This is a genomic window from Bradyrhizobium sp. Pha-3 (genome assembly GCF_042258615.1).
In the GTDB taxonomy this organism is placed as follows: Bacteria; Pseudomonadota; Alphaproteobacteria; order Rhizobiales; family Xanthobacteraceae; genus Bradyrhizobium.
In genome coordinates, this window is sequence record NZ_CP170152.1 from 2648733 (window position 1) to 2668860 (window position 20128).

Below are 20128 nucleotides of genomic sequence, written 5' to 3' on the forward strand. Positions count from 1 at the left end.
TGTGATCGTGCTCTCGCGATAGCGGAGGGGGAGGGAGCGGCGTCCTACGACAGCCGCATGTCGAGCAGCCGCCGGCCTTCGCCCTTCAACAGCTTCTTCACCGCGCTCGAGGCGATCACCTCGCCATTGTTGGCGTAGGCCTCGTGGTTCTTCTCGATGTCGTCGAGGCGGTAGAGGTAGTTGACCATGACGCCGGCGGATTCGCGCAGGCCCTTCGGCGAGAGGTCGCCGAGCCAGTTGATCCGCTCCAGCCGGGCGCCGTTGCCGAGATGGAAGCGCGCGACCGAATCGATCAGCCGTCCCTTCGGCGTGCGCGCCTTCAGGAAATAGTAGGCGGCGAGCGGCTCCAGCACGGCGCGCAGCTGCGTGGCGAGCTCGGCGTTCTCGAACCAGTCGGGCTTGCCGAGGCTTTCCAGCAGTTGGCGGTCCTCATCTGACAGCGGCACGTCATCGGCCTGCTTCACCCATTGCATGAAGCCCGTCACCGGCGACAGCGTCACGAAATTGTCGAGCTTCGGCAGTTCGCGGCGCAGCTCCTCGACCACCTGCTTGATCAGGAAGCTGCCGAACGAGATGCCGCCGAGCCCGCGCTGGGTGTTGGAGATCGAATAGAACACCGCGGTGCGGGCCCGCTCGACGGCGACCGGCTCGCGTTCTTCCGCAAGCAGCGGCGCGATCGCTCCCGGAATGGCTTCGGTCAGCGCGACCTCGACGAAGATCAGCGGCTCGTCGGCCAGCGCCGGGTGGAAGAACGCGTAGCAGCGGCGATCCATCGGATCGATGCGGCGGCGCAGATCGTCCCAATCGCGGATCTCGTGCACGGCCTCATAGCGGATGATCTTCTCCAGAATATTGGCCGGCGACGACCAGTCTATCCTGCGCAGCACGAGAAATCCCCTGTTGAACCAGGACGAGAGCAGATGCACCACGTCGCGATCGAGCGCGGCGAGGTCCTTGTTGCCCTTCATCAATGAAAGCAGATCCGAGCGGATCGACACCAGCTCGCCGGTGCCGCCCGGCGCGCGGTTGAGCCGGCGAATCAATTCCTGGCGGCGCGGCTCGGAGGCGAAATGCAGGTCGCTGGCGTCGTCGCCATTGGCTTTGGCCCGCCAGCTCTCGATCGCCTGCGCCAGCCTGGCGTGATCGGGTCCGAAATCGCGCGCCAGCGTCTGGAAGAACGACAGGCGGCCGGCGGCATCGAGGTGGTGGTAGCGGTCGAGCACCTCGCGCGCCATCGCGGTGCCGGAGGCTTCGCCGCGACCGGACAGCAGCGCCTCGCACAATTCCAGCAGCTCCGACGCATCCTGCTTGTCGTCGGCCGGGCTGGCGCGGCCGAGCAGGACGCGGCCGCGTTCGGAAATCGTCGAGAGCAGATCGGAGAAGAAGGCGTTGGCCATGAGCGGGTCGCATCCAGCGGGTCGTATTCAGTGAAGCCGGACCTTACACGGGATTTAAGGTCGGGAGGACTGCAATCAAGCGCATGGATCGTACGGAAATATGTCGCAAGGCGACAACGGTATAATCCGTCATCGCTGCGGCCGGTGACAAATCGCGTTCACGTTTTCTCCGCGAACGCGGTCGGTGTCTTGCCGGTGACCTGGCGGAACGCATGGGAAAATGCCGGCACGCTGGCATAACCGAGGTCGGAGGCGACCTGCTTGACCGAAACATTCGCGCTGGTCGACAGGCGTTCGATCGCGGCCGCGATGCGGGCGCGCTGGCACCAGCTCTTGAAAGACAGTTGCGTCTCCGCCGAGAACAGCCGCGACAGCGTCCGCGCCGAGGTGCCGACCGTGCGCGCCAGCGCATCGATCTCGTGGTCCTTGGTCGGATCGGCCAGCACGATGTCGGCGGCGCGGCGGCAGCGCGGCTCCTGCGGCAGCGGGATGAAGGTCGCGGAATCCTCGGCCTGGTGCAGTTCCAGCATCACGAGCCTGATCAACAGGTCGGTGCGCTCGCGTCCGCATGTCGCGTCGAACAGCGCAAGGATCGCCTGGTGCACCAGCGGCGACACCCGCACCACGAATTCATGACCGAGGCTGTCGCTGCGCGCCTCGCGCGCGAGCCAGGCCCGGTCGAAATACAGCGTGCGCATCTCGATGTCGGCGAGCACGTCGATCGCGTGGGGGAGTAGCGCTGGGACCCACACCGCGCGGTCGGGCGGCACCAGCCAGCGGCCCTTCGGCGTCGTCACCTGCATGGTGCCGCTCGCGGCATAGACCAGCTGCGCTTCGCGGTGCATGTGCGGGTCGAGCCGGACGCCCTTCCGGTAGCTGCGCGCGACCATGTGCACGCCGTCGCCGGTGACGCGCCGGTCCTTGTGGAGGGCTCTTATTGGCGGCTCAGCGATAGTCATTGGCGACATCCCGTCAGGACAAGCACCTATAACCTATTTTCGAGCAATTGAAGAATCGCGTGAGAGACGTGCCTCATGAGCAGCCCAACCAACAATCCAAGCCGGGTGATCAGCTTCGTCAACGCCGGCCATTTCATCGACCACTATGCGATGCTGATTTTCGCGGCCGCCGTCATCATCATGGGTCCGGCGCTCGGCATGGCCTATTCGGAACTGCTGCCTTATGCGACGCCGGGCTTCATCGCCTTCGGCGCCGGTTCGCTGATCACGGGCTGGCTCGGCGATCGCTGGAGCCGCCGCCACATGATGGTGATCTTCTTCGTCGGCATCGGCCTGTCGATGATCTCGGTCGGCTTCGTGCAGACGCCGCTGCAACTCGGCGCGGCGCTGCTCGCGATCGGCATCTTCGCCTCGATCTACCATCCGGTCGGCACCGCGATGATCGTGTCCTATGCCGAGAAGCTCGGCGCCCAGATGGGGATCAACGGCGTCTGGGGCAATCTCGGCGTCGCTTCCTCGGCACTGGTCACCGGCGTGATCGGCCAGTATCTCGGCTGGCGCTGGGCCTTCATCGTGCCCGGCACGGTCACCGTGCTGGTCGGCATCGCCTTTGCGATGACGGTGGTGCATGAGGACCGCAAGGGCTCCAGGCAGGCCGCAGCGCAGGTGCGGGTCGCCAAGGAAGATATGTGGCGCGTGGTGCTGTCGCTGCTGATCGTGGTGATCGCGATCTCGACCACCTTCAACGCGGTGACGGTGGCGCTGCCGAAGCTGTTCGCCGAACGGCTCGCCGATCTGACCAGGAGCCCGGCGCTGCTCGGCGTGATCGCGGCCGGCGTCTATGTGTTCGGCGCGATGACGCAGTACACGATCGGCAAGCTGCTCGACAAACATTCGCTGAAGACGGTGGCGCTGCCGCTGTCGTTCATGCTGGCGCCGTTCCTCTATCTGGCGGCGAGCCTGTCCAACCTGCCGCTGATCGTGGTCTCGATCGGCATCGTGATGGGCGCGTTCGGCCAGGTCACGGTGAACGATGCCATGGTCGGCAAGTACACCACCGAGGAATGGCGCTCGCGCGCCTATGCGGTGCGCTATTTCGTCGGCTTCACCGCGGCGGGCGCCTCCGTCGGCCTGGTGGCTTGGCTGTATGACCAGGGCGGCTTCTCGACGATGCTGCGCGCCTTCGCGGCGCTGTGCCTGCTGGCGATTGCCGCCGCGATCATCCTGCCGCGCGAGATCCGGACGCCCGCCACGCAGGTGAACTGACGCGGTCATTCCGCCGCGGCATTTCCGTCTGAAATGAGCCCCAAGCACCCATCCGCCGCAAGCGGATGGCGCTTTTTCGCGCACAGCAAAAATGCATCCGTAAACTTTGTCCGGACCCGGCGGTGTGATACGCTCCACGCGGGCCTTCGGGCTCAAGGCGCCGGTTGCGCCGATCACTGCCATTTGTGGTTCGTGGAGCAGCCGAAGCCATGGGCGAAATTCGCGACTTCAGATCCGGCAAGCCGGGCAAGCCACCGCCCGGCGACGCGATGCCGCGCCGCCTTGCCGCGATCGTTGCCGGCGACATCGCCGGCTACAGCCGCCTGATGCAGCTCGATGAAGAGGGCACGCATACCCGCGTCAAGCGGGCCGAGCGCGATCTCATCGAGCCCACCATTGCCGAGCACCATGGCAAGCTCGTCAAGACCACCGGCGACGGCTTCATCGCGATGTTCGACAGTCCGGTCGAGGCCGTCCGCTGCAGCATCGTGATCCAGCAGAACATGATCGGCCGCAACGCGGCGATAGCGAGAGATCGCTGGATCGAGTACCGGATCGGCGTCAATCTCGGCGACGTCATCATCGAGGCCGACGATATCTTTGGCGACGGCGTCAATGTGGCCTCGCGCCTGGAAGGGATTGCAGCGCCCGGTGAAGTCTTCATTTCCGGCGGCATCTACGAGCAGATCAAGCACAAGATGGTCTGCGGATACGAATCGCTCGGCGACAAGAAGGTCAAGAACATCACCGATCCGGTGCGGGTTTATCGCGTGCTGCCGGACGCCGCCGCGTACCAAAGAACGCGCAGGCGTCGTGAATCCATCCTGCTCACGCTGCTCGGATTGGCGATCGCAATCATCGCGGCAGGTGCGCTCTGGTACATGCTCGCGCAACCGCGCGGCAAGTTGGCCGAGGTGGCGCGGGCGCCTTCCGCGCCGACGGCATCGCCTGCCGTTCCGCAGCCGGCGCCAAGCGCGGCTCCAGCTCAGACGCCGGGCCAGGCTTCAAGTCCGAGCCCAGGTGCCGCGCCGGCACAGCAAGCGACGCCGCAAGTCATACCCTCGGCAAATCCCGCGGTGTCCGCGCCGGAGCCCGAAATGATTACGCTCCAGGGCGGCAGCTTCTCGATGGGCAGCAATGACGATCCCTCGGAACGGCCGATCCGCAGGGTGACGGTCAAGCCGTTCGCGATGGGCAAATATCCGGTCACGGTGCGGGAATGGAATGCCTGCGCGGCGGCGAAGGCGTGCAGCTTCACCGCCAGCGGCAAGGACGAAGCTCCGGTCACCAATGTGAGCTGGAGTGACGCGAAACAGTATCTGGCGTGGCTCGCCGAGCGCACCGGGAAGGCCTACCGGCTGCCGAGCGAAGCCGAATGGGAATATGCGGCGCGCGGCGGAACGCAATCGAAATACTGGTGGGGCGACCAGGTGCAATCGGGCAACGCCGGTTGCAAGGATTGCGGGGGCGGTGACGGTGCCGCCGAACAGCCGGTCAAGGTCGGCAGCCTCAAGCCGAATCCGTTCGGTCTTTACGACATGGGCGGTGGGGTCGATCAGTGGGTCGAGGATTGCTGGCACAGGAACTACCAGGGCGCCCCGGCCGACGGTGCGGTGTGGTCCGGCGGCGACTGCGCCTCCCATGTCATTCGTTCCGGCTCCTGGAAGAATGACGCGCGCTACGTCCGTCCGGCCAATCGCGACAATTACGACACCAATGTTCGCTACCCGACCCACGGTTTCCGGGTCGCGCTGTCTCCCTGAGCAATCGCCAGGTTTGGAGGGGTTATGAAAAGTGCAGGCTTGATCGCGCTCGCTGCGGCACTGACATTGCTCGCTGGTCCGGCCGGCGCGCAAAACAAACCGGCGGGGAAAGACACCAAGCTGTATTTCATCTGGCCGCACGACGGAGCCAGGGTCAAAAGCCCGTTCTGGTGCCGCTTTGGGCTGCGCAACATGGGCGTCACGCATGCCGGCGACGACTTCCCGAACAGTGGCCATCATCATCTTCTGGTCGATGTGGATGAGCCGTTGAATCCGAACGAGCCGATCCCGTCGGACAAGTCTCACCAGCACTTCGGCGCGGGCCAGACCGAGACACAGCTCGATCTGGCGCCCGGCAAGCATACCTTGCAGCTGGTGCTGGGCGACGCCAAGCACTATCCATTCAACCCGCCGGTCGTCTCCGAAAAAATCACCATCCGGGTCAAATAGGCCGATACGGATAGCTCCCTTGCGCGAACCGCCGCTTGCGCAAAGCGGCCTCGTGCGGTTTGTTGCGCGCCGCCGGGCGCAAGACCCGGTGTGGAGGGCCTCGGATGTTGTCTCGACTGCTGCGTCTGGCTGGCCTCGTTCTGGGAGTGATTGTCATGGCCACTTCAGCCAATGCCGACGCATTGAAGGATCAGATCGCACCGACCGGAAAGCTCCGGGTCGCGATCGCGATCAGCCCGGCGGGCGGCGCGTTCTGGTCGACCCGGACCGAGAACGGCTATGCCGGCGTTCCCGTCGATCTCGGCAGGGAGATGGCTGCGCAACTCGGCGTTCCCGTCGACTATGTCGTGCACCAGAATTCCGGCCAGATCACCGACGCGGCGTCGAGCAACAGCTGGGACATCACCTTCCTGCCCAAGGATCCCGAGCGCGAGACCAGGATGACGTTCGGGCCGATCTACGAGGTCGCCGACGCCACCTATATCGTCAAGCCGGGGTCAACGATTGCGAATTTCGCCGCGCTGGACCAGGACGGCGTCAAGGTCGCCGCCGTCAACGCCACCACCACGATGCGCGGCGCGATCGCGCATCTCAAGCACGCCAAGGTCACGGGCTATCAGACCTATGACGAGATCTTCAATCTCCTGAAGAGCGGTGAGATCGACGCGTTCGCCTTGTCGCGCGATCAGCTCAATGCGATGGCCAGGAAGATCCCGGGCACCCGCGTGCTGGACGAGACCTTCAAGCAGACCGTCACTGCGGTTGCGGTGCCGCTCAACCATCCGCTGGCCGCGGCGTTCGTCACCAGGTTCATGACCGACGCGATCGCCAACGGCACGCTGCGCAAGGCCTACGACAACAATGGGCTGAAGGGCTCCCCGGTCCGTACCGAGGTGAAGTAGCGGCGTATTGACCCTATCCCCGTCATCCTGAGGAGCGCGCTCTTGCGCGCGTCTCGAAGGATGAACGGCCCGGCTGGTGGCCGTCGACCCTTCGAGACGCCGCTCCGCGGCTCCTCAGGGTGACGGGGAGGGAGAGGCGCGCATCCGGCGTGGGTGACATCTGGGCATGCTGCATAATTCCGCGCCATCGCGCGGGGTGGCTTCTGCGCCACCTGCCTAACTCATTGGATTAACAGGGATTTAAAGCCGCCTGCGGCCGTCTCCGGTTGGCACATCCATTGCTTTTATTGCACCAGTCAATGACGACTGCCGTCCTCCGGATCGCCGAAGCCAATGCTGGCCGAGGTGAGGGGATCAAGGCGCCCCGCCGGGCGCCGCGAGCAATCGTTGCACCCCCTAACTCCCCCGGACGGACGAGCAATTCAACCAACCCGCGTCGCTTCCGGCAGGCAACCGGCGCGGCCGAATTGCGCAAGGGGACTTTACGAATGGCCTATCTCGCACCGTCCGAATTCGTCACCAAGATGGTGGACGCCGGCGAATCCAAGATCTTCATGTCGACGCGCGACACCGTGATCCGCGCCTACATGGCCGGTGCGATCCTCGCGCTGGCGGCCTGGTTTGCCGTGACGATCAACGTCAACACGGGTCAGCCGATCGTCGGCGCATTGCTGTTTCCGGTCGGCTTCGTGATGCTCTATCTGCTCGGCTTCGACCTGCTGACGGGAGTGTTCGTCCTGTCGCCGCTCGCGCTGCTCGACAAGCGCCCCGGCGTCACGCTCGGCGGCGTGCTGCGAAACTGGGGCCTCGTCTTCATCGGCAACTTCGCCGGCGCGCTGACAGTCGCGTTCATGATGGCGTTCGTGACGACCTTCGGCTTCACGCAGGAGCCCGACAAGGTCGGCATGACCATCGGAAACGTCGGTGAGGCACGAACGCTGGGCTACGCGGCGCATGGTGCGGCGGGCATGGCCACACTCTTCATCCGCGGCATGCTCTGCAACTGGATGGTTTCCACCGGCGTCGTCGGCGCCATGATCTCCACGACGGTGCCCGGCAAGGTCATCGCGATGTGGATGCCGATCCTGGTGTTCTTCTACATGGTGTTCGAGCATTCGGTGGTGAACATGTTCCTGTTCCCGTCGGGACTGATGCTCCATGCCAAGTTCTCGATCATGGACTACCTGATCTGGAACGAAATCCCGACCGTGCTCGGCAATCTCGCCGGCGGCCTCGCCTTCACCGGGCTCACGCTCTACACGACGCATGTGAAGACGGCGCCGAAGCGCCAGCGCCTCGCGGCTTGATCCCGGCCGGCTTATGGGGCCTCCTGTCACGGAGGCCCCATTCGCCTTGGGACGGTCGATGCCGCGCGCACTGACAATATCGGTCGGGCAATTCTCTGATCAGGGCCGCAAGGACACCAATCAGGATTTCCACGGCGTCTTGATCCCCGACGAGCCGCTGCTCGGCCTGAAGGGCATCGCCGTGGTGCTTGCCGACGGCATCTCCTCGAGTAGCGTCAGCCGCATCGCCGCCGAGTCCGCGGTCAAGAGCTTCCTGACCGATTACTACTGCACCTCGGAATCCTGGTCGGTGAAGACCTCGGCGCAGCGGGTGCTGGAGGCGACCAATTCCTGGCTGCACGCCCAGACTAGGCGCAGCCAGAACCCCTACGACAAGGACAAGGGTTACGTCTGCACGCTGAGCGCGCTGGTCATCCGGTCGACCACTGCGCATTTGTTCCATGTCGGCGACAGCAGGATCTACCGCGTCGCGGGCAACAGCCTCGAGCAATTGACCAACGACCACCGCGTCGTGCTGTCGTCGCAGCAAAGTTATCTCGGCCGCGCGCTCGGCGTGAACCCGCAGCTCGAGATCGACTACCAGAATCTGCGGCTGGAGCGGGGCGACACTTTCCTGCTGGTGACCGACGGCATCTACGAGCACGTTCCCGCGCGGCAGCTGGCGAAGACGATCCGGGATGGCACTGCCGATCTCGATGCTGCGGCGAAGTCGATCGTCGAGCAGGCCTATGAGAACGGCAGCCCGGACAATCTCACCGCGCAGATCATCCGGATCGACGAATTGCCCGACGGCGACGTCAGCGAGGTGTTCGGCCAGCCCGCCGAACTGCCGCTGCCGCCGCTGCTCGATGCGCGGATGCTGTTCGACGGCTACCGCATCGTCCGCGAGCTGCATGCATCGCACCGCAGCCACATCTATCTTGCGGTCGACGAGGAGAGCGGCACCACGGTCACGATCAAGATCCCCTCGATCGACCTGCGCGACGATGGCGCCTATCTGAAGCGCTTTGTGATGGAGGAGTGGGTCGCCAGGCGGATCGACAGCCCGCATGTGCTGAAGCCGTTTCTGCCGCAGCGCAAGCGCAACTTTCTCTACGTTGCGATGGAGTATGTCGACGGCCAGACCCTGACGCAGTGGATGATCGACAATCCGGCTCCCGCGCTGGAGACGGTACGCGACATCACCGAGCAAATTGCAAAAGGGCTGCGCGCGTTTCACCGCAAGGAGATGCTGCACCAGGACGTCAGGCCCGACAACATCATGGTCGACAGCACCGGGACGGTGAAGATCATCGATTTCGGCTCGACGCGGATCTCGGGTGTCGCCGAGGCGGTACCGGCGGGCGTCGAGGACATTCTGGGCACCCAGCAATACACAGCGCCGGAGTATTTCCTGGGCGAGGGCGGCACGGCGCGCTCCGACCTGTTCTCGCTCGGTGTCGTGACCTATCAGATGCTCACGGGCCGCTTGCCTTACGGCGGGCAGATCGCGCGCGCCCGCACCCGATCCGATTTCAACCGGCTGGTCTATCGTCCGGCCGCGCATGGCGGCCGCGATACCCCGAACTGGGTCGACGGCACGCTGGAACGCGCCGTGCACGTCAATCCGCTGAAGCGCTACGACAGCTTCTCCGAGTTCCTGTTCGACCTGCGCAATCCCAACGCGAGATATTTGACCACGTCATCGACCCCGCTGATCGAGCGCAACCCGGTGCTGTTCTGGAAGTCGACCACGCTGGTGCTGGCGCTCGTCGTGGTTCTGCTGCTGGCCTATGGGGCGCATCGTTTGCGGTAGGGATTCGGCCAGCCGATTCCCGTCATCCTGAGGAGCGCGCAGCGCGTCTCGAAGGATGCACGGCCCAACTGGTGGCCGATTCATCCTTCGAGACGCGCGTTCCGCGCTCCTCAGGATGACGGGCAGAGAGCAGGATGACGGGTTAGAAGACTGACTTCAATGCGTCGCGCCGGTGGCGATCGGATCCAGCCCGCTCTTGACCAGCGCGTCGCGGGCATCTGATGAGGCGAGGAAGCTGATCAGCGCCTTGCCGGCCTCAAGCTCCTTCGAGGCGGTCGCGATGCCGGCGGAGAACACCGTGATCTTCTGCAGCGGCTCCGGCAGCGGACCTATGATGTCGATGCCGGCAACCGGCTTCAACTCCGAGATCTGCTGCAAGCCGATCTCGGCCTCGCCCTTGGCCACGATCTCGCCGACCGGGGTGGCCGGAATCATCCGCGCCTTGTCCTTCATCTGATCGGCGATGCCGAGTTTGCCGAACATCTCGGTCGAGACATAGACGCCGCTGGCGCTGTCCGAATAGACGACCGACTTCGCCGAAAGCAACGCCTGCTTGACGCTGTCGGCCGAACTGATGTCCGGCTTCGGTGCGCCTGATTTCACCGCAATCCCGATCGGCGACTTCACGAGGTCGACGCGGCTGTCGGCCACCACCTTGCCCTGCTTGACGAGGTCACCCAGCGCATAGCCGACCATGATCAGCACGTCGGCCGGTTCGCCGCGCGCCAGCCGCACCGGAATGGCGTTGGTCGTGGTGCCCATCGACGGCCCGAAGGCGGTCACCACCTTGTGCCCGGTCTTGCGCTCGAACTCCGGCACCAGCGCCTTGTAGGCTGCGGTCAGCCCGCCCGAGATCATGACATGGACTTCGGCGGCGGATGCGGCTGATGTGAGGACGAGGGCGCCGATGACGGCGAGCACCAGGGCGCGGAAGGCGGTGGCAGCGCGCATGGAGTTTCTCCCTGGACGATTCTTGGAAAGCGGGTCGTCGTGGCCGGGGAGACTATCGTTCGGGAGGAGGCGTGGCTAGCCGCTGCGTCTTTGCGAGGCGCGCAATGACGCAGATGGAGCAGTGTCCGGAGGCGAGATGTCGTAGCCCGGATGAAGCCAACGGGTCGCGCGAACGCGCGCCCGATGACAGGCTCCGCGTAATCCGGGGCCGGCTTCTCCGCGGAAACACTTCCCCGGATTGCGCTTCGCTTCATCCGGGCTACCGGATCCACTCACGAATTCACATGCACGAAATCGCGCAGCAGCGGGTAGATCTCGTTGTTCCAGCGCTTGCCGGAGAACACGCCGTAATGGCCGACGCCGGCCTGCATGTGGTGCACCTTGCGATAGGTGCGCACGCCGGTGCAGAGGTCCTGGGCGGCGAGCGTCTGGCCGATCGAGCAGATGTCGTCCTTCTCGCCTTCCACCGTCATCAGGCCCATGCGCCGGATCGCCGCCGGGTTCACCGGGCGGCCGCGATGCATCAGCATGCCCTGCGGCAGCAGATGCTCCTGAAACACGTCACGCACCGTCTCGATATAGAATTCCGCCGGCAGATCCATCACGGCGAAATACTCGTCGTAGAAGGTCTTGATCACCTCGGCCTTGGCGGTCTCGCCCTTGGCGAGATGGTCGGCGAGGTCGATGTGCTGCTTGATGTGGCGCTCCAGGTTCATCGATACGAACGCCGTCAGCTGCACGAAGCCGGGATAGACCTGACGCAGCGCGCCCTTGCACTGCATCGGCACGTAGTTGATCAGATTGTCCTCGAACCATTTGATTGGCTTGCTCTTGGCGAATTCGTTCACCTTGGTCGGCAGGATCCGCGTGTCGATCGGCCCGGCCATCAGGGTCAGCGACGCCGGCCGCGCCGGATGATCCTCTTCGGACATCACCGCGGCAGCCGCCAGCGCCGACACCGAGGGCTGGCAGATCGCCACCATATGCGCGCGCGGGCCGAGCTGGCCGAGGAAGTCGATTAGATGGTCGGTGTAGTCCTCGAGCCCGAAGCGGCCCTCCGTGCGCGGGATGTCGCGCGGATTGTGCCAATCGGTGATGTAGACGTCGTGGTCCTGCAGCAGTGTCTTCACGGTGCCGCGCAGCAGCGTGGCAAAATGTCCGGACATCGGCGCCACCAGCAGCAGCCGTGGCTGCTCGGGGCCGTCCACCTTCCTGAAGTGCAGCAGCGAGCCGAACGGCGTCGCATAGGCGACCTCCTCGGTCACCTGGTATTCCCGGTTGCCGGCGGTCACGCTGCCGATGGCGTAGTCGGGACGGGCGTAGGTCAGACTGGAACGCGAGATCAGCTCGAGCGCCGCCGCGAGCCGGCCGTACACCCGGTCGGTGGCGCCCTGCGGCACCAGATTGAGGTATTTCAGCGCCGCTGCAGCCCCGGTCCGCCACGGCGCCGTGAGGTCCATGTGGTTCTGATAGGCCTGGTACATCATTGACATCATACGCATCCGCCCCTGGCCCGGCTGGATATGCAATATCGACGCCAGAGAGGGGGCGGCCTGCCCGGCAAATTGGCACGTGGCTTGCTGCAAAAATGAACGGCTTCGGGGCGCGGCGGCTTGGACCGGCGCGCGGCGTCGGGGGCCAAGGACGCGTTCAGGGCGTGAGGGACCGGCATGGCGAAAGCGACACTCACCATCAGCAGCAAGAATTATTCGTCCTGGTCGCTGCGGGGCTGGCTGCTGGCGAAATTCGCCGGGCTCGAGTTCGAGGAGGTGGTCACCGCGCCCGATGACCCCACGGCGCGGGCCGAGCTGCTGCTGCTGTCGTCGTCGATCCTGGTGCCCTGCCTGCGCCACGAGGGCGCGACCGTCTGGGACACGCTGGCGATCGGCGAGTATCTCAACGAGATCATGCCCCATGCCGGGCTGCTGCCGGAGGACCGGATCCAGCGCGCGCATTGCCGCTCGATCTCGGGCGAAATCCATTCCGGCTTCACCACGTTGCGCTCGTCGCTGCCGGTCAACCTCAAGGGGCATTTTCCCGGCTTCAAGATCTGGTCGCGGGCCCAGGCCGATATCGACCGTGTCTGCACCATCTGGCGCGATTGCCTCGGCCTATCAGGCGGACCGTTCCTGTTCGGCGAACGCCGCACCATGGCGGACGCGATGTATGCCCCTGTCGTGACCCGTTTCATGACCTATGACGTGAAGCTCGACCCCGTCCTTGCGACGTATGCCAGCACCATCATGGCGATGCCCGAGATGCAGGAATGGATCGAGGCCGCGAAGGCCGAGCCTGCCGACGTCGAGGAGCTCGAGGTCGAATATTAGGCAGCGTGCGCCGGGACCTGCCGGCGCGGCGGCTCAAGCTCCAGGCAAGCCTTGCTCAATGGACGTGCCGTCGGCGCCGGGCATCGGCGCCGACGGCGATCGGGTGCAGCCCGCGCCGAACGCAAATTCAGGCCTTGCTCCAAATGCTTCCGGTGCGATGGCGGCGCATGGCGAGGCCGATCGCCGCAGCACAACCGGGCTGGCAAGGATTTCGCATAGCAACAAACGAGCTGTGACCGCGACGATGCGACGCTGCCGAAAATTTGGACGCTGAGCCCGCGCCGCGATCTCGCGAACACGAGAACCGTGGAGGCTTGAAATGAACCAGCACGCCATCGTCAGCAAATTCTCCCACGTCAAACCCGGTGACACCGAGTTCAAGGGCGGAGGTCTGCGCGACTTCTTCCTGTATCGCGATCTCGGCATCGCCGATGCCACCGGCGGGCAGGTGATCTGCCATCTGGTCAAGGCCAATCCCGACCTGCCGCCGGAAGAGGGCACCGGCTGGCACAAGCATCTGTGCGATTTTCAGATCGTCATCATGACCAAGGGCTGGGCGCGCTTCATGTACGAGGACAAGGAGACGCTGGTCGAGGCCGGCGACGTGATCCATCAGCGGCCCGGCATCACCCACTATCTGTTCGATTACTCGAAGGACATGGAATACCTCGAGATCGTCAGCCCCGCCGATTTCAAGACCGTGGATGTGCCGCCTGCGACCGAGACGGTGCCGCCGGTGACGCCGTGGAAATGATCGCCAAGGAGAGGATAAGAGAGGGGGCCGCAAATGTCGTCTGCGGAGGAATTAACCTTTGTCGTCGGCCGCTGGCTGCGGCCGATCGTCATGCTTCTGTATGTGGTGCGCCGCCTCGGACTGATGGCCACATCTAGCCGTGAACAACGGAGTACGTTGCTCGATCAGTGATTCGGACGCGGTTCGTTCCACCCGCGTTCCAAATCTTAAAACGCCTCGCGTGCGCGTCGCGTTTTGAAACAGCGCGCGCCAATGCGCGCGTCAGGCCATGCCCGCCTGCTTCACGCGCGGCATGCGCCAGGCAATGACATTGACCTCCAGCGCGCCGCCTGTCGTGTCGTTACGCCACTGGCCGTCGATAAAGCGGCAGGCGAACGGCAGCTGATACGTTCCGCTGTGATCCTCGCAAAGCACTTCCACGCGTTGTTCCGGCGAAGGTTCACCATTGCCGTCGAATTGCGCCAGCCGTTTTTCGCGCGTAGCCATACGATCTGTCTCCACTGCCCAAGGTCGAGCCAAAAGGGGTCGAACCAAACAAGTTCCGAAGGCCCCCGTCCCACGAGTAGTCCCCGTAATGGGTCAAGCACACCGCTTGAATGCGGTTTCAGTGTGGTATGTCTGCCTGGCTTTCAGCGTCGCGAGCACAAAACTGTGAATGACGCATGTGATTGGGGATGTCGATGATCGCGCGTTTCGTTGTTGCCTTGCTCGTGCCGCTTGTACTCGGCGTCGTCGGAACCGCGCATGCGCAGGACGTTCCCGGCATCGAGATCTGCACCGTCGAGAAGACGATGGAGCGGCGCACCAGCTGCCTGCAGAGCAACGTCGATTTCCTGCAGAAGACGATCAGCAAGCTCACATCGGATCAGCAGCAGAAGCTCGACGCCGCCAACCGGCAGATCGAGAGCCTGAAGGGTTCGGTCGCAAGCTTGCAGAAGCTCGTCACCGATTTGCAGGCGGCGCAGGTCAAGCTGACCGAAGATATGAAGAAGAAAGCCGACGCCCCGCCGGCGAAGGATGCGACGCCTGTTGCGAAGGACGGGACCAAGTAGGAAATCGTCATTGCGAGGAGCGAAGCGACGAAGCAATCCATCTCTCCTCGTGCGCGGATCGATGGATTGCTTCGCGGAGCCTGTCATCGGGCGCGCGTTCGCGCGACCCGTTGGCTCGCAATGACGGGAAGCGCGTCTCGGCTCAGGCCACCCGATACGTCTCCATCACATCGCGATCCGGCTCATAGCCGAGCCCGGGGCCCTGCGGCACGGCGACGTGGCCATTGGCGTCGACGTCGATGCGGTCGCCCCACAGGCAAGCGGGGCGCTTCATGAAGAACACCTCGATCAGGCCTTCGTCGCGGATCGCCATCAGATGCAGCGTGGCGAGGAAGCCCGGCCCGAAATAGGGCGAGTGCGGAATCACCTGGACGCCGAACTCGTCGGCGAGCACGGCCACGCGCAAAAATTCGGTGACGCCGCCGACCTTGATCACCGACGGCTGGGCGTGACTGACCGCGCCCGTCGTCATCATCTGGCGGAATTGATGCACGGTGCAGGCGTTCTCGCCGGCGGCGATATCGAGCCGGCCTTCTCTGCGCACCTCCGCAAGCGTTGCAAAATCCTCCGGCGGCCAGACCGGCTCCTCCAGGAACATCGGCGCGGCCTGCTTGCAGTCGCGGGCGAACTGGATCGCCGCCGGTCCATCCAGCGGACAATTCATGTCGACCATCAGCGGCACGCCGGGGCCGATCGCTTCGCGCGCGGCAGCGACCGCCGGCACCGTGGTCTCGTGCAGCTTGATCGCGGCATAGCCGAGCTTGATCGCCTTCTTGCATTCGGCGGCGATGTGCGCGGGACTGCCGATCCGCATCAGGCTCGCATAGGCCGGAATCGTGCCGCGCTTGGCGCCGCCGATCAGTTGATGCAGCGGCACGCCCTTGACCTTGCCGGCGAGATCCCACAGCGCGATGTCGAGCGCCGAGATCGCAAACATCGTGATCCCGTAGCGGCCGAACAGATGCAGATTGCGCTGGATCTGCTCCATCGCGGCGGGAATGCTGGCCGCATCGGGTACCTCGAGGCCGCGGGCCTGCGGCGCGATCATCTCGGCCACCGCCGCGCAACTCGTCTTCGGGCAGACATAGGCGAAGGCATCGCCCCAGCCGGTCAGGCCTGCATCGGTCGAAACCTCGACCAGCACCATGTCGAGCGCCGAGATCGCGGAGGCGCCCTGGCGGAAGCTCGCGGGGCCTGCGTCATAGGGAATGCGGATATGGTGGGCGCGGACGTCGGTGATTTTCATTGTTGTTGTCCTTCCGATCGCAGGATGCAGCAGGATGTCCCTGGAGCTCATGATGGCCGGACGCGGCAGCCTGGACGGTGTTGCTTCGGCTCGCCTGGGTTCCAGCCATCGCAGGTCTTGGTTGTAAAGCCTTGCTTGTGGCGAGTGTTGCTCGTGACGAGTCTTGCGCGTGAATCGTGTCGAAGACGTGGATGCCCGGCGCGGCGCCGGGCATCACGAACTCCGAACCGTGGAGAAGGCTGCTACGAGCTCTTCTCGCCGCTCATGATGGGGCCGAACCGCTCCCAGCTCTCGCCCTTGAAGCGCATCATCTGCAACTGCTCGATCGGTGCGTAGTCGTCCGGTCCGGTCTTGATCTTAGTGCCGGGCAGATAGATGCCGATCTCGAAGTTGAGGCTCGCCGCCTGCTTCATCAGGTTCTCGCGGGTGAGGTTGTCGCCGCATTGCCGCAGCACCTGCTCGAGCCCCTTGGCGACGCCGTAGCCGAACACGGTCGAGGCGTCGTTCTGGTCACCCTCGGGATACCACTTGGTCATGAAGGCGCGCCACTCGTTCATGGCCTGATCGGTCCTCCACTCGTGATCCGCGGGATCCTTCAGATACTGGGTCGACAGGATGTCCTGGCTCGCCTCATAGCCGGCCGGCTTCATCACGCCGCCGATCGAGACCGAGACGTTGGTCAGGAACTGGACCGGATGCCAATCCAGCTCGGCGGCCTTCTTGATCGCCTGCGCCGCGAATTTCGGCGTCGCGATGTTGACGAAGATGTCGGGGTTGGCGCCCTTGATCTGCACGATCTGCGAATCCACCGTCGGCGACGTGGTCTCGTAGGAGGATTCGACGACGATCAGCTTCTTGGCCGCGTCGCCGAGCCCGTCATGCAGGCCGATCAGATAGTCCTTGCCGAAATCGTCGTTCTGGTAGAGCACGCCGATGGTCTTGCCGGGATATTTCTGCAGAATGTATTTGGCATAGATGCGCGCCTCGACCTGGTAGCTCGGCTGCCAGCCCATGGTCCACGGAAAGTTCTTCGGATCGTTCCACTTGGCGGCGCCGGTGGAGACGAACAGCTGCGGCACCTTCTTGGCGTTCATGTATTTCTGGATCGCGGTGTTGCCCGGCGTGCCCAGCGGATTGAAGATCAACAGCACCTCGTCGCTCTCGACCAGCTTGCGGGCCTGCTCGACCATCTTCGGCGGGCTGTAGCCGTCGTCGTAGGAGACGAAGTTGATCTTGCGGCCGTTGATGCCACCCTCGCTGTTGAGCTTGTTGAAGTAGGCCGCTTCCGTCTTGCCGATCGTGGCGTAGGCGGATGCCGGGCCCGAATAGGGCATGATGTTGCCGACCTTGATCTCGGTGTCGGTCGCGCCCGGATCGTATTTCTTCTGGGCGTTGGCTGCGCTGGCGACGGCGATCGTCAAAAGCCCCGCAAGCGCCGCAGACTTGACGCCGTTGACATAGCTCAGGCGGTGGTGGTGCATCATTGTCCTCCCTGACATGCTGGCCGCGGCTCGTGCAGTCTTGATTTTCGGGCAGCTTGGTGAGCCGTCGGATCGATGCAACTGCGAGTATGCACGATTGCAGCGGTGTTGCCAGCGACGGCTTTGCGGTAAAATTTCGTAGAGCGGAATCACAGTTTCGCCGCCGCGCAGCAAGGACTGTCAAATGCCGCGCGCGGCGGCCGTGCATGATGCCCGAGCTTTGCAGGAAGGCCGTCGTCCATGAATCCAGCCCAGAAGGCGCTCTGGTACATCGAAAGCCACCTGCGCACGTCGCTGACGCTGGATGATATCGCTGTTGTTGCCGGGGTCTCGCGCTTCCATCTGGTGCGCGCGTTCGCGGAGGCGACCGGGTTTTCGGTGATGCGCTATGTGCGGGCCCGGCGATTGAGCGAGGCCGCGCGCGAGCTCGCGGCCGGCGCGCCCGACATTCTCACGCTCGCGCTGGATGCGGACTACGGCTCCCACGAGGCATTCACCCGCGCGTTTCGCGACCATTTCGGCGTCACGCCGGAAACGGTGCGCGCGACGACGTGTCTGACCAAGCTCAAGCTCCAGGAGCCGATCACCATGATCTCGACCGCTCTCGATCACATCGATCCGCCGCGCATTGCGACCGGCAAGGCATTCCTCGTCGCCGGCGTCGGTGAGCGCTACAACCACGCCAATGACAGCACGGCCGGCATCCCGAACCAGTGGCATGGTTTCCACCAGCAATGCGCGCATATTCCTCGCCGGGTCGGTGACGTTGCCTATGGTGTCTGCTGCAACGGCGACGATGCCGGCAATTTCGACTACATCGCAGGTGTCGAGGTTGCCGATTTCTCCGACCTGCCGCGCGAGTTCGCGCGGGTCCGCATCCCGGCGCAGAAATACGTGGTGTTCACCCACGCCGACCATATCTCGACCATCCGCCGCACCGTCAACACGATCTGGAATCGCTGGCTGCCGCAATCCGGCATGAAGGTCGCCGACGCGCCGAACTTCGAGCGCTACGACGAGAAGTTCGACAAGAACAGCGGCAATGGCGGGCTCGAGATCTGGTGCCGGTCGAAGGGTAGGGCGCTTGCTCCGAGCGTGGAACGGTTGCCATCGAGCGACCCCAGCAGCCTTTGGGGGCCTGATGCGGCGGCTGCTGGGGCCATCTACCGGCCCGATGCGCCGAGCAGGTTCGCGAGGGCTCCACTCGGACCAAGGCTATGGCGGCTGTTGCGACGCGGGCCACCGAGCCAATCTCTTGGCCGCATCCATGATCTGAATATGTGAGTGGATTTTCAGCTTCCTGAGCAGGCGAACGCGCTGGACCGATATCTGCGCTTCGGTCCCGCCGATCTGCGCAGCAATCTGGGCATCACGCCGCCCGAGGGCCATGCGCCTCAGGAGCTTCTTTTCGCGCGGGCTCAGCAGCAGCATGGGACGCCTTCACGACACGAACATCGCAATGCCGATAATGACGAGTGGGCTTAGCCCCATCAGAACAATGCAAACGCTCTCAAGTGTGTCACTGCCCATGACGCAACTCCTGCGTTGGAGCTGGAACCTACACCCGGTGGAACTCGGCGAGCTAGTGCACTTTGTGCCTCGGAAACCAACCGAAACAACTCGGACTGTTGCACTGCGGACCTCCGTTCAGCGCGATGGGCCGGTGCATTGATCTATCTCCATCTCCGTTCGAAATGCCGAACCAGCCTTGCTCGCAAGCCTGCGATACGTCCAGGCGGTCGGGAGATGGGGCATGTATCGGCATATTCTCATTTCGGCAGATGGCTCGGAACTGGCGGACTGAGATGTCAGAAGCTTCGGATTCGCTGTTCGGTAGCGTGCTGGATCCGATGGAACGGATCTCCGAAACCCTGTTCGGCCTGATCATGGCTCTCACCTTCATCTGCTCGCTCGGTATCGCAACCGGGACAAGCATCAACCTTCGGACCATGCTGATCGGTGCGCTCGGCTGCAACCTTGCCTGGGGCATCGTTGACGGCGGTCTTTATCTGCTGGGCCGGATCAACAGTCGGGGAGGCAAGCTTCGAATGCTCCACGCGCTGCGGCAGGCGCCGGATTCCGAGACAGCGCGCAGCATCATCGCTGAAGCACTGGCACCGGAATTGGCGGTGTTTTTGCCTGCGCAGCAATTGGAAGCGATACGGCAGAAATTGCAAAGTTTGCCCGAGACGTCCGATAGCCCGAAACTGACGAATCGTGATTGGATCGGGGCACTGGGTCTGTGCTTGCTGAGCTTCCTTTCGACCTTCCCGGTCGTCATCCCGTTTCTATTCCTGAGCGACGCCAGATTGGCGCTGCGCGTCTCCTACGCCGTCGCTATCGTCATGCTGTTTTGCTGCGGTCACGTGTTCGGAATTCAAAGCGGGTTACGGCCCTGGGCCGCTGGCCTTGCGATGGTGGTTGTTGGCGGTGCGCTGGTTGGCATCGCGGTGGCTCTTGGAGGATAGCGACGGTGAG

At 64.0% G+C, this 20128-nt stretch carries 18 protein-coding genes and 1 pseudogene; 11 read left to right on the forward strand and 8 right to left on the reverse strand.

Annotated elements, in window-relative coordinates:
- Positions 1 to 44: 44 nt before the first annotated feature.
- Both ACE10Z_RS12350 and ACE10Z_RS12355 read right to left on the reverse strand, forming a co-directional pair.
- Entirely contained in the window at positions 45 to 1397 is a 1353-nt protein-coding gene (locus ACE10Z_RS12350; protein WP_375788161.1) for a malonyl-CoA decarboxylase, read from the reverse strand.
- Positions 1398 to 1555: 158 nt separating this feature from the next.
- On the reverse strand, positions 1556 to 2356 hold the full coding sequence (locus tag ACE10Z_RS12355; RefSeq protein ID WP_375788162.1) for a helix-turn-helix domain-containing protein: 801 nt from the start codon (positions 2354 to 2356) through the stop codon (positions 1556 to 1558).
- A gap of 75 nt (positions 2357 to 2431) precedes the next feature.
- Here ACE10Z_RS12355 and ACE10Z_RS12360 point away from each other — a divergent pair, with 75 nt between their 5' ends.
- From ACE10Z_RS12360 to ACE10Z_RS12385, 6 genes are all read left to right on the forward strand, one after another.
- Positions 2432 to 3622: an MFS transporter gene (locus ACE10Z_RS12360; protein WP_375788163.1), complete on the forward strand. Its 1191-nt coding sequence runs from the start codon at positions 2432 to 2434 to the stop codon at positions 3620 to 3622.
- Positions 3623 to 3831: 209 nt separating this feature from the next.
- Entirely contained in the window at positions 3832 to 5385 is a 1554-nt protein-coding gene (locus ACE10Z_RS12365) for an SUMF1/EgtB/PvdO family nonheme iron enzyme (protein WP_375788164.1), read from the forward strand.
- Positions 5386 to 5409: 24 nt separating this feature from the next.
- Entirely contained in the window at positions 5410 to 5835 is a 426-nt protein-coding gene (locus tag ACE10Z_RS12370) for a DUF4399 domain-containing protein (RefSeq protein WP_375788165.1), read from the forward strand.
- 155 nt (positions 5836 to 5990) lie between these two features.
- Positions 5991 to 6737: a transporter substrate-binding domain-containing protein gene (locus tag ACE10Z_RS12375; protein ID WP_375788166.1), complete on the forward strand. Its 747-nt coding sequence runs from the start codon at positions 5991 to 5993 to the stop codon at positions 6735 to 6737.
- A gap of 488 nt (positions 6738 to 7225) precedes the next feature.
- On the forward strand, positions 7226 to 8044 hold the full coding sequence (locus ACE10Z_RS12380; protein WP_050629990.1) for a formate/nitrite transporter family protein: 819 nt from the start codon (positions 7226 to 7228) through the stop codon (positions 8042 to 8044).
- A 58-nt stretch (positions 8045 to 8102) separates the two neighbouring features.
- Positions 8103 to 9839: a protein kinase gene (locus ACE10Z_RS12385; protein WP_375788167.1), complete on the forward strand. Its 1737-nt coding sequence runs from the start codon at positions 8103 to 8105 to the stop codon at positions 9837 to 9839.
- A gap of 156 nt (positions 9840 to 9995) precedes the next feature.
- On the opposite strand, the gene ACE10Z_RS12390 is transcribed toward ACE10Z_RS12385, so the two are convergent.
- Together ACE10Z_RS12390 and ACE10Z_RS12395 are read right to left on the reverse strand one after the other, a co-directional pair.
- On the reverse strand, positions 9996 to 10790 hold the full coding sequence (locus tag ACE10Z_RS12390) for an extracellular solute-binding protein (protein ID WP_375788168.1): 795 nt from the start codon (positions 10788 to 10790) through the stop codon (positions 9996 to 9998).
- A gap of 272 nt (positions 10791 to 11062) precedes the next feature.
- Positions 11063 to 12286, reverse strand: a complete 1224-nt coding sequence (locus ACE10Z_RS12395; protein ID WP_375789816.1) for a polyhydroxyalkanoate depolymerase — start codon at positions 12284 to 12286, stop codon at positions 11063 to 11065.
- 174 nt (positions 12287 to 12460) lie between these two features.
- Here ACE10Z_RS12395 and ACE10Z_RS12400 point away from each other — a divergent pair, with 174 nt between their 5' ends.
- Both ACE10Z_RS12400 and ACE10Z_RS12405 read left to right on the forward strand, forming a co-directional pair.
- Entirely contained in the window at positions 12461 to 13117 is a 657-nt protein-coding gene (locus ACE10Z_RS12400; protein ID WP_375788169.1) for a glutathione S-transferase, read from the forward strand.
- A 319-nt stretch (positions 13118 to 13436) separates the two neighbouring features.
- Entirely contained in the window at positions 13437 to 13871 is a 435-nt protein-coding gene (locus tag ACE10Z_RS12405; protein WP_173638102.1) for a cupin domain-containing protein, read from the forward strand.
- A gap of 261 nt (positions 13872 to 14132) precedes the next feature.
- On the opposite strand, the gene ACE10Z_RS12410 is transcribed toward ACE10Z_RS12405, so the two are convergent.
- The gene (locus ACE10Z_RS12410; RefSeq protein WP_029079022.1) at positions 14133 to 14357 is read right to left on the reverse strand and encodes a hypothetical protein; all 225 of its coding nucleotides are present in this window, start codon (positions 14355 to 14357) and stop codon (positions 14133 to 14135) included.
- Between the two features lie 194 nt (positions 14358 to 14551).
- On the opposite strand from ACE10Z_RS12410, the gene ACE10Z_RS12415 reads away from it, so the two are divergent.
- Entirely contained in the window at positions 14552 to 14923 is a 372-nt protein-coding gene (locus ACE10Z_RS12415; RefSeq protein ID WP_375788170.1) for a hypothetical protein, read from the forward strand.
- A 142-nt stretch (positions 14924 to 15065) separates the two neighbouring features.
- Here the strand turns inward: ACE10Z_RS12415 and ACE10Z_RS12420 are convergent, their stop codons facing one another.
- Positions 15066 to 16169, reverse strand: a complete 1104-nt coding sequence (locus ACE10Z_RS12420) for a mandelate racemase/muconate lactonizing enzyme family protein (RefSeq protein ID WP_375788171.1) — start codon at positions 16167 to 16169, stop codon at positions 15066 to 15068.
- Between the two features lie 242 nt (positions 16170 to 16411).
- Positions 16412 to 17653, reverse strand: a complete 1242-nt coding sequence (locus ACE10Z_RS12425; protein ID WP_375789817.1) for an ABC transporter substrate-binding protein — start codon at positions 17651 to 17653, stop codon at positions 16412 to 16414.
- Between the two features lie 237 nt (positions 17654 to 17890).
- Here ACE10Z_RS12425 and ACE10Z_RS12430 point away from each other — a divergent pair.
- Positions 17891 to 18712, forward strand: a pseudogene (locus ACE10Z_RS12430) (GyrI-like domain-containing protein); the annotation flags it as partial.
- A 153-nt stretch (positions 18713 to 18865) separates the two neighbouring features.
- Here the strand turns inward: ACE10Z_RS12430 and ACE10Z_RS12435 are convergent.
- On the reverse strand, positions 18866 to 19081 hold the full coding sequence (locus ACE10Z_RS12435; protein WP_375788172.1) for a LuxR C-terminal-related transcriptional regulator: 216 nt from the start codon (positions 19079 to 19081) through the stop codon (positions 18866 to 18868).
- Positions 19082 to 19455: 374 nt separating this feature from the next.
- Between ACE10Z_RS12435 and ACE10Z_RS12440 the strand changes: the two genes are divergently transcribed.
- Positions 19456 to 20118 carry a VIT1/CCC1 transporter family protein gene (locus tag ACE10Z_RS12440; RefSeq protein WP_375788173.1) on the forward strand — a complete coding sequence of 221 codons (663 nt, stop codon included), beginning with the start codon at positions 19456 to 19458 and terminating at the stop codon, positions 20116 to 20118.
- The last annotated feature ends 10 nt before the right edge of the window (positions 20119 to 20128 follow it).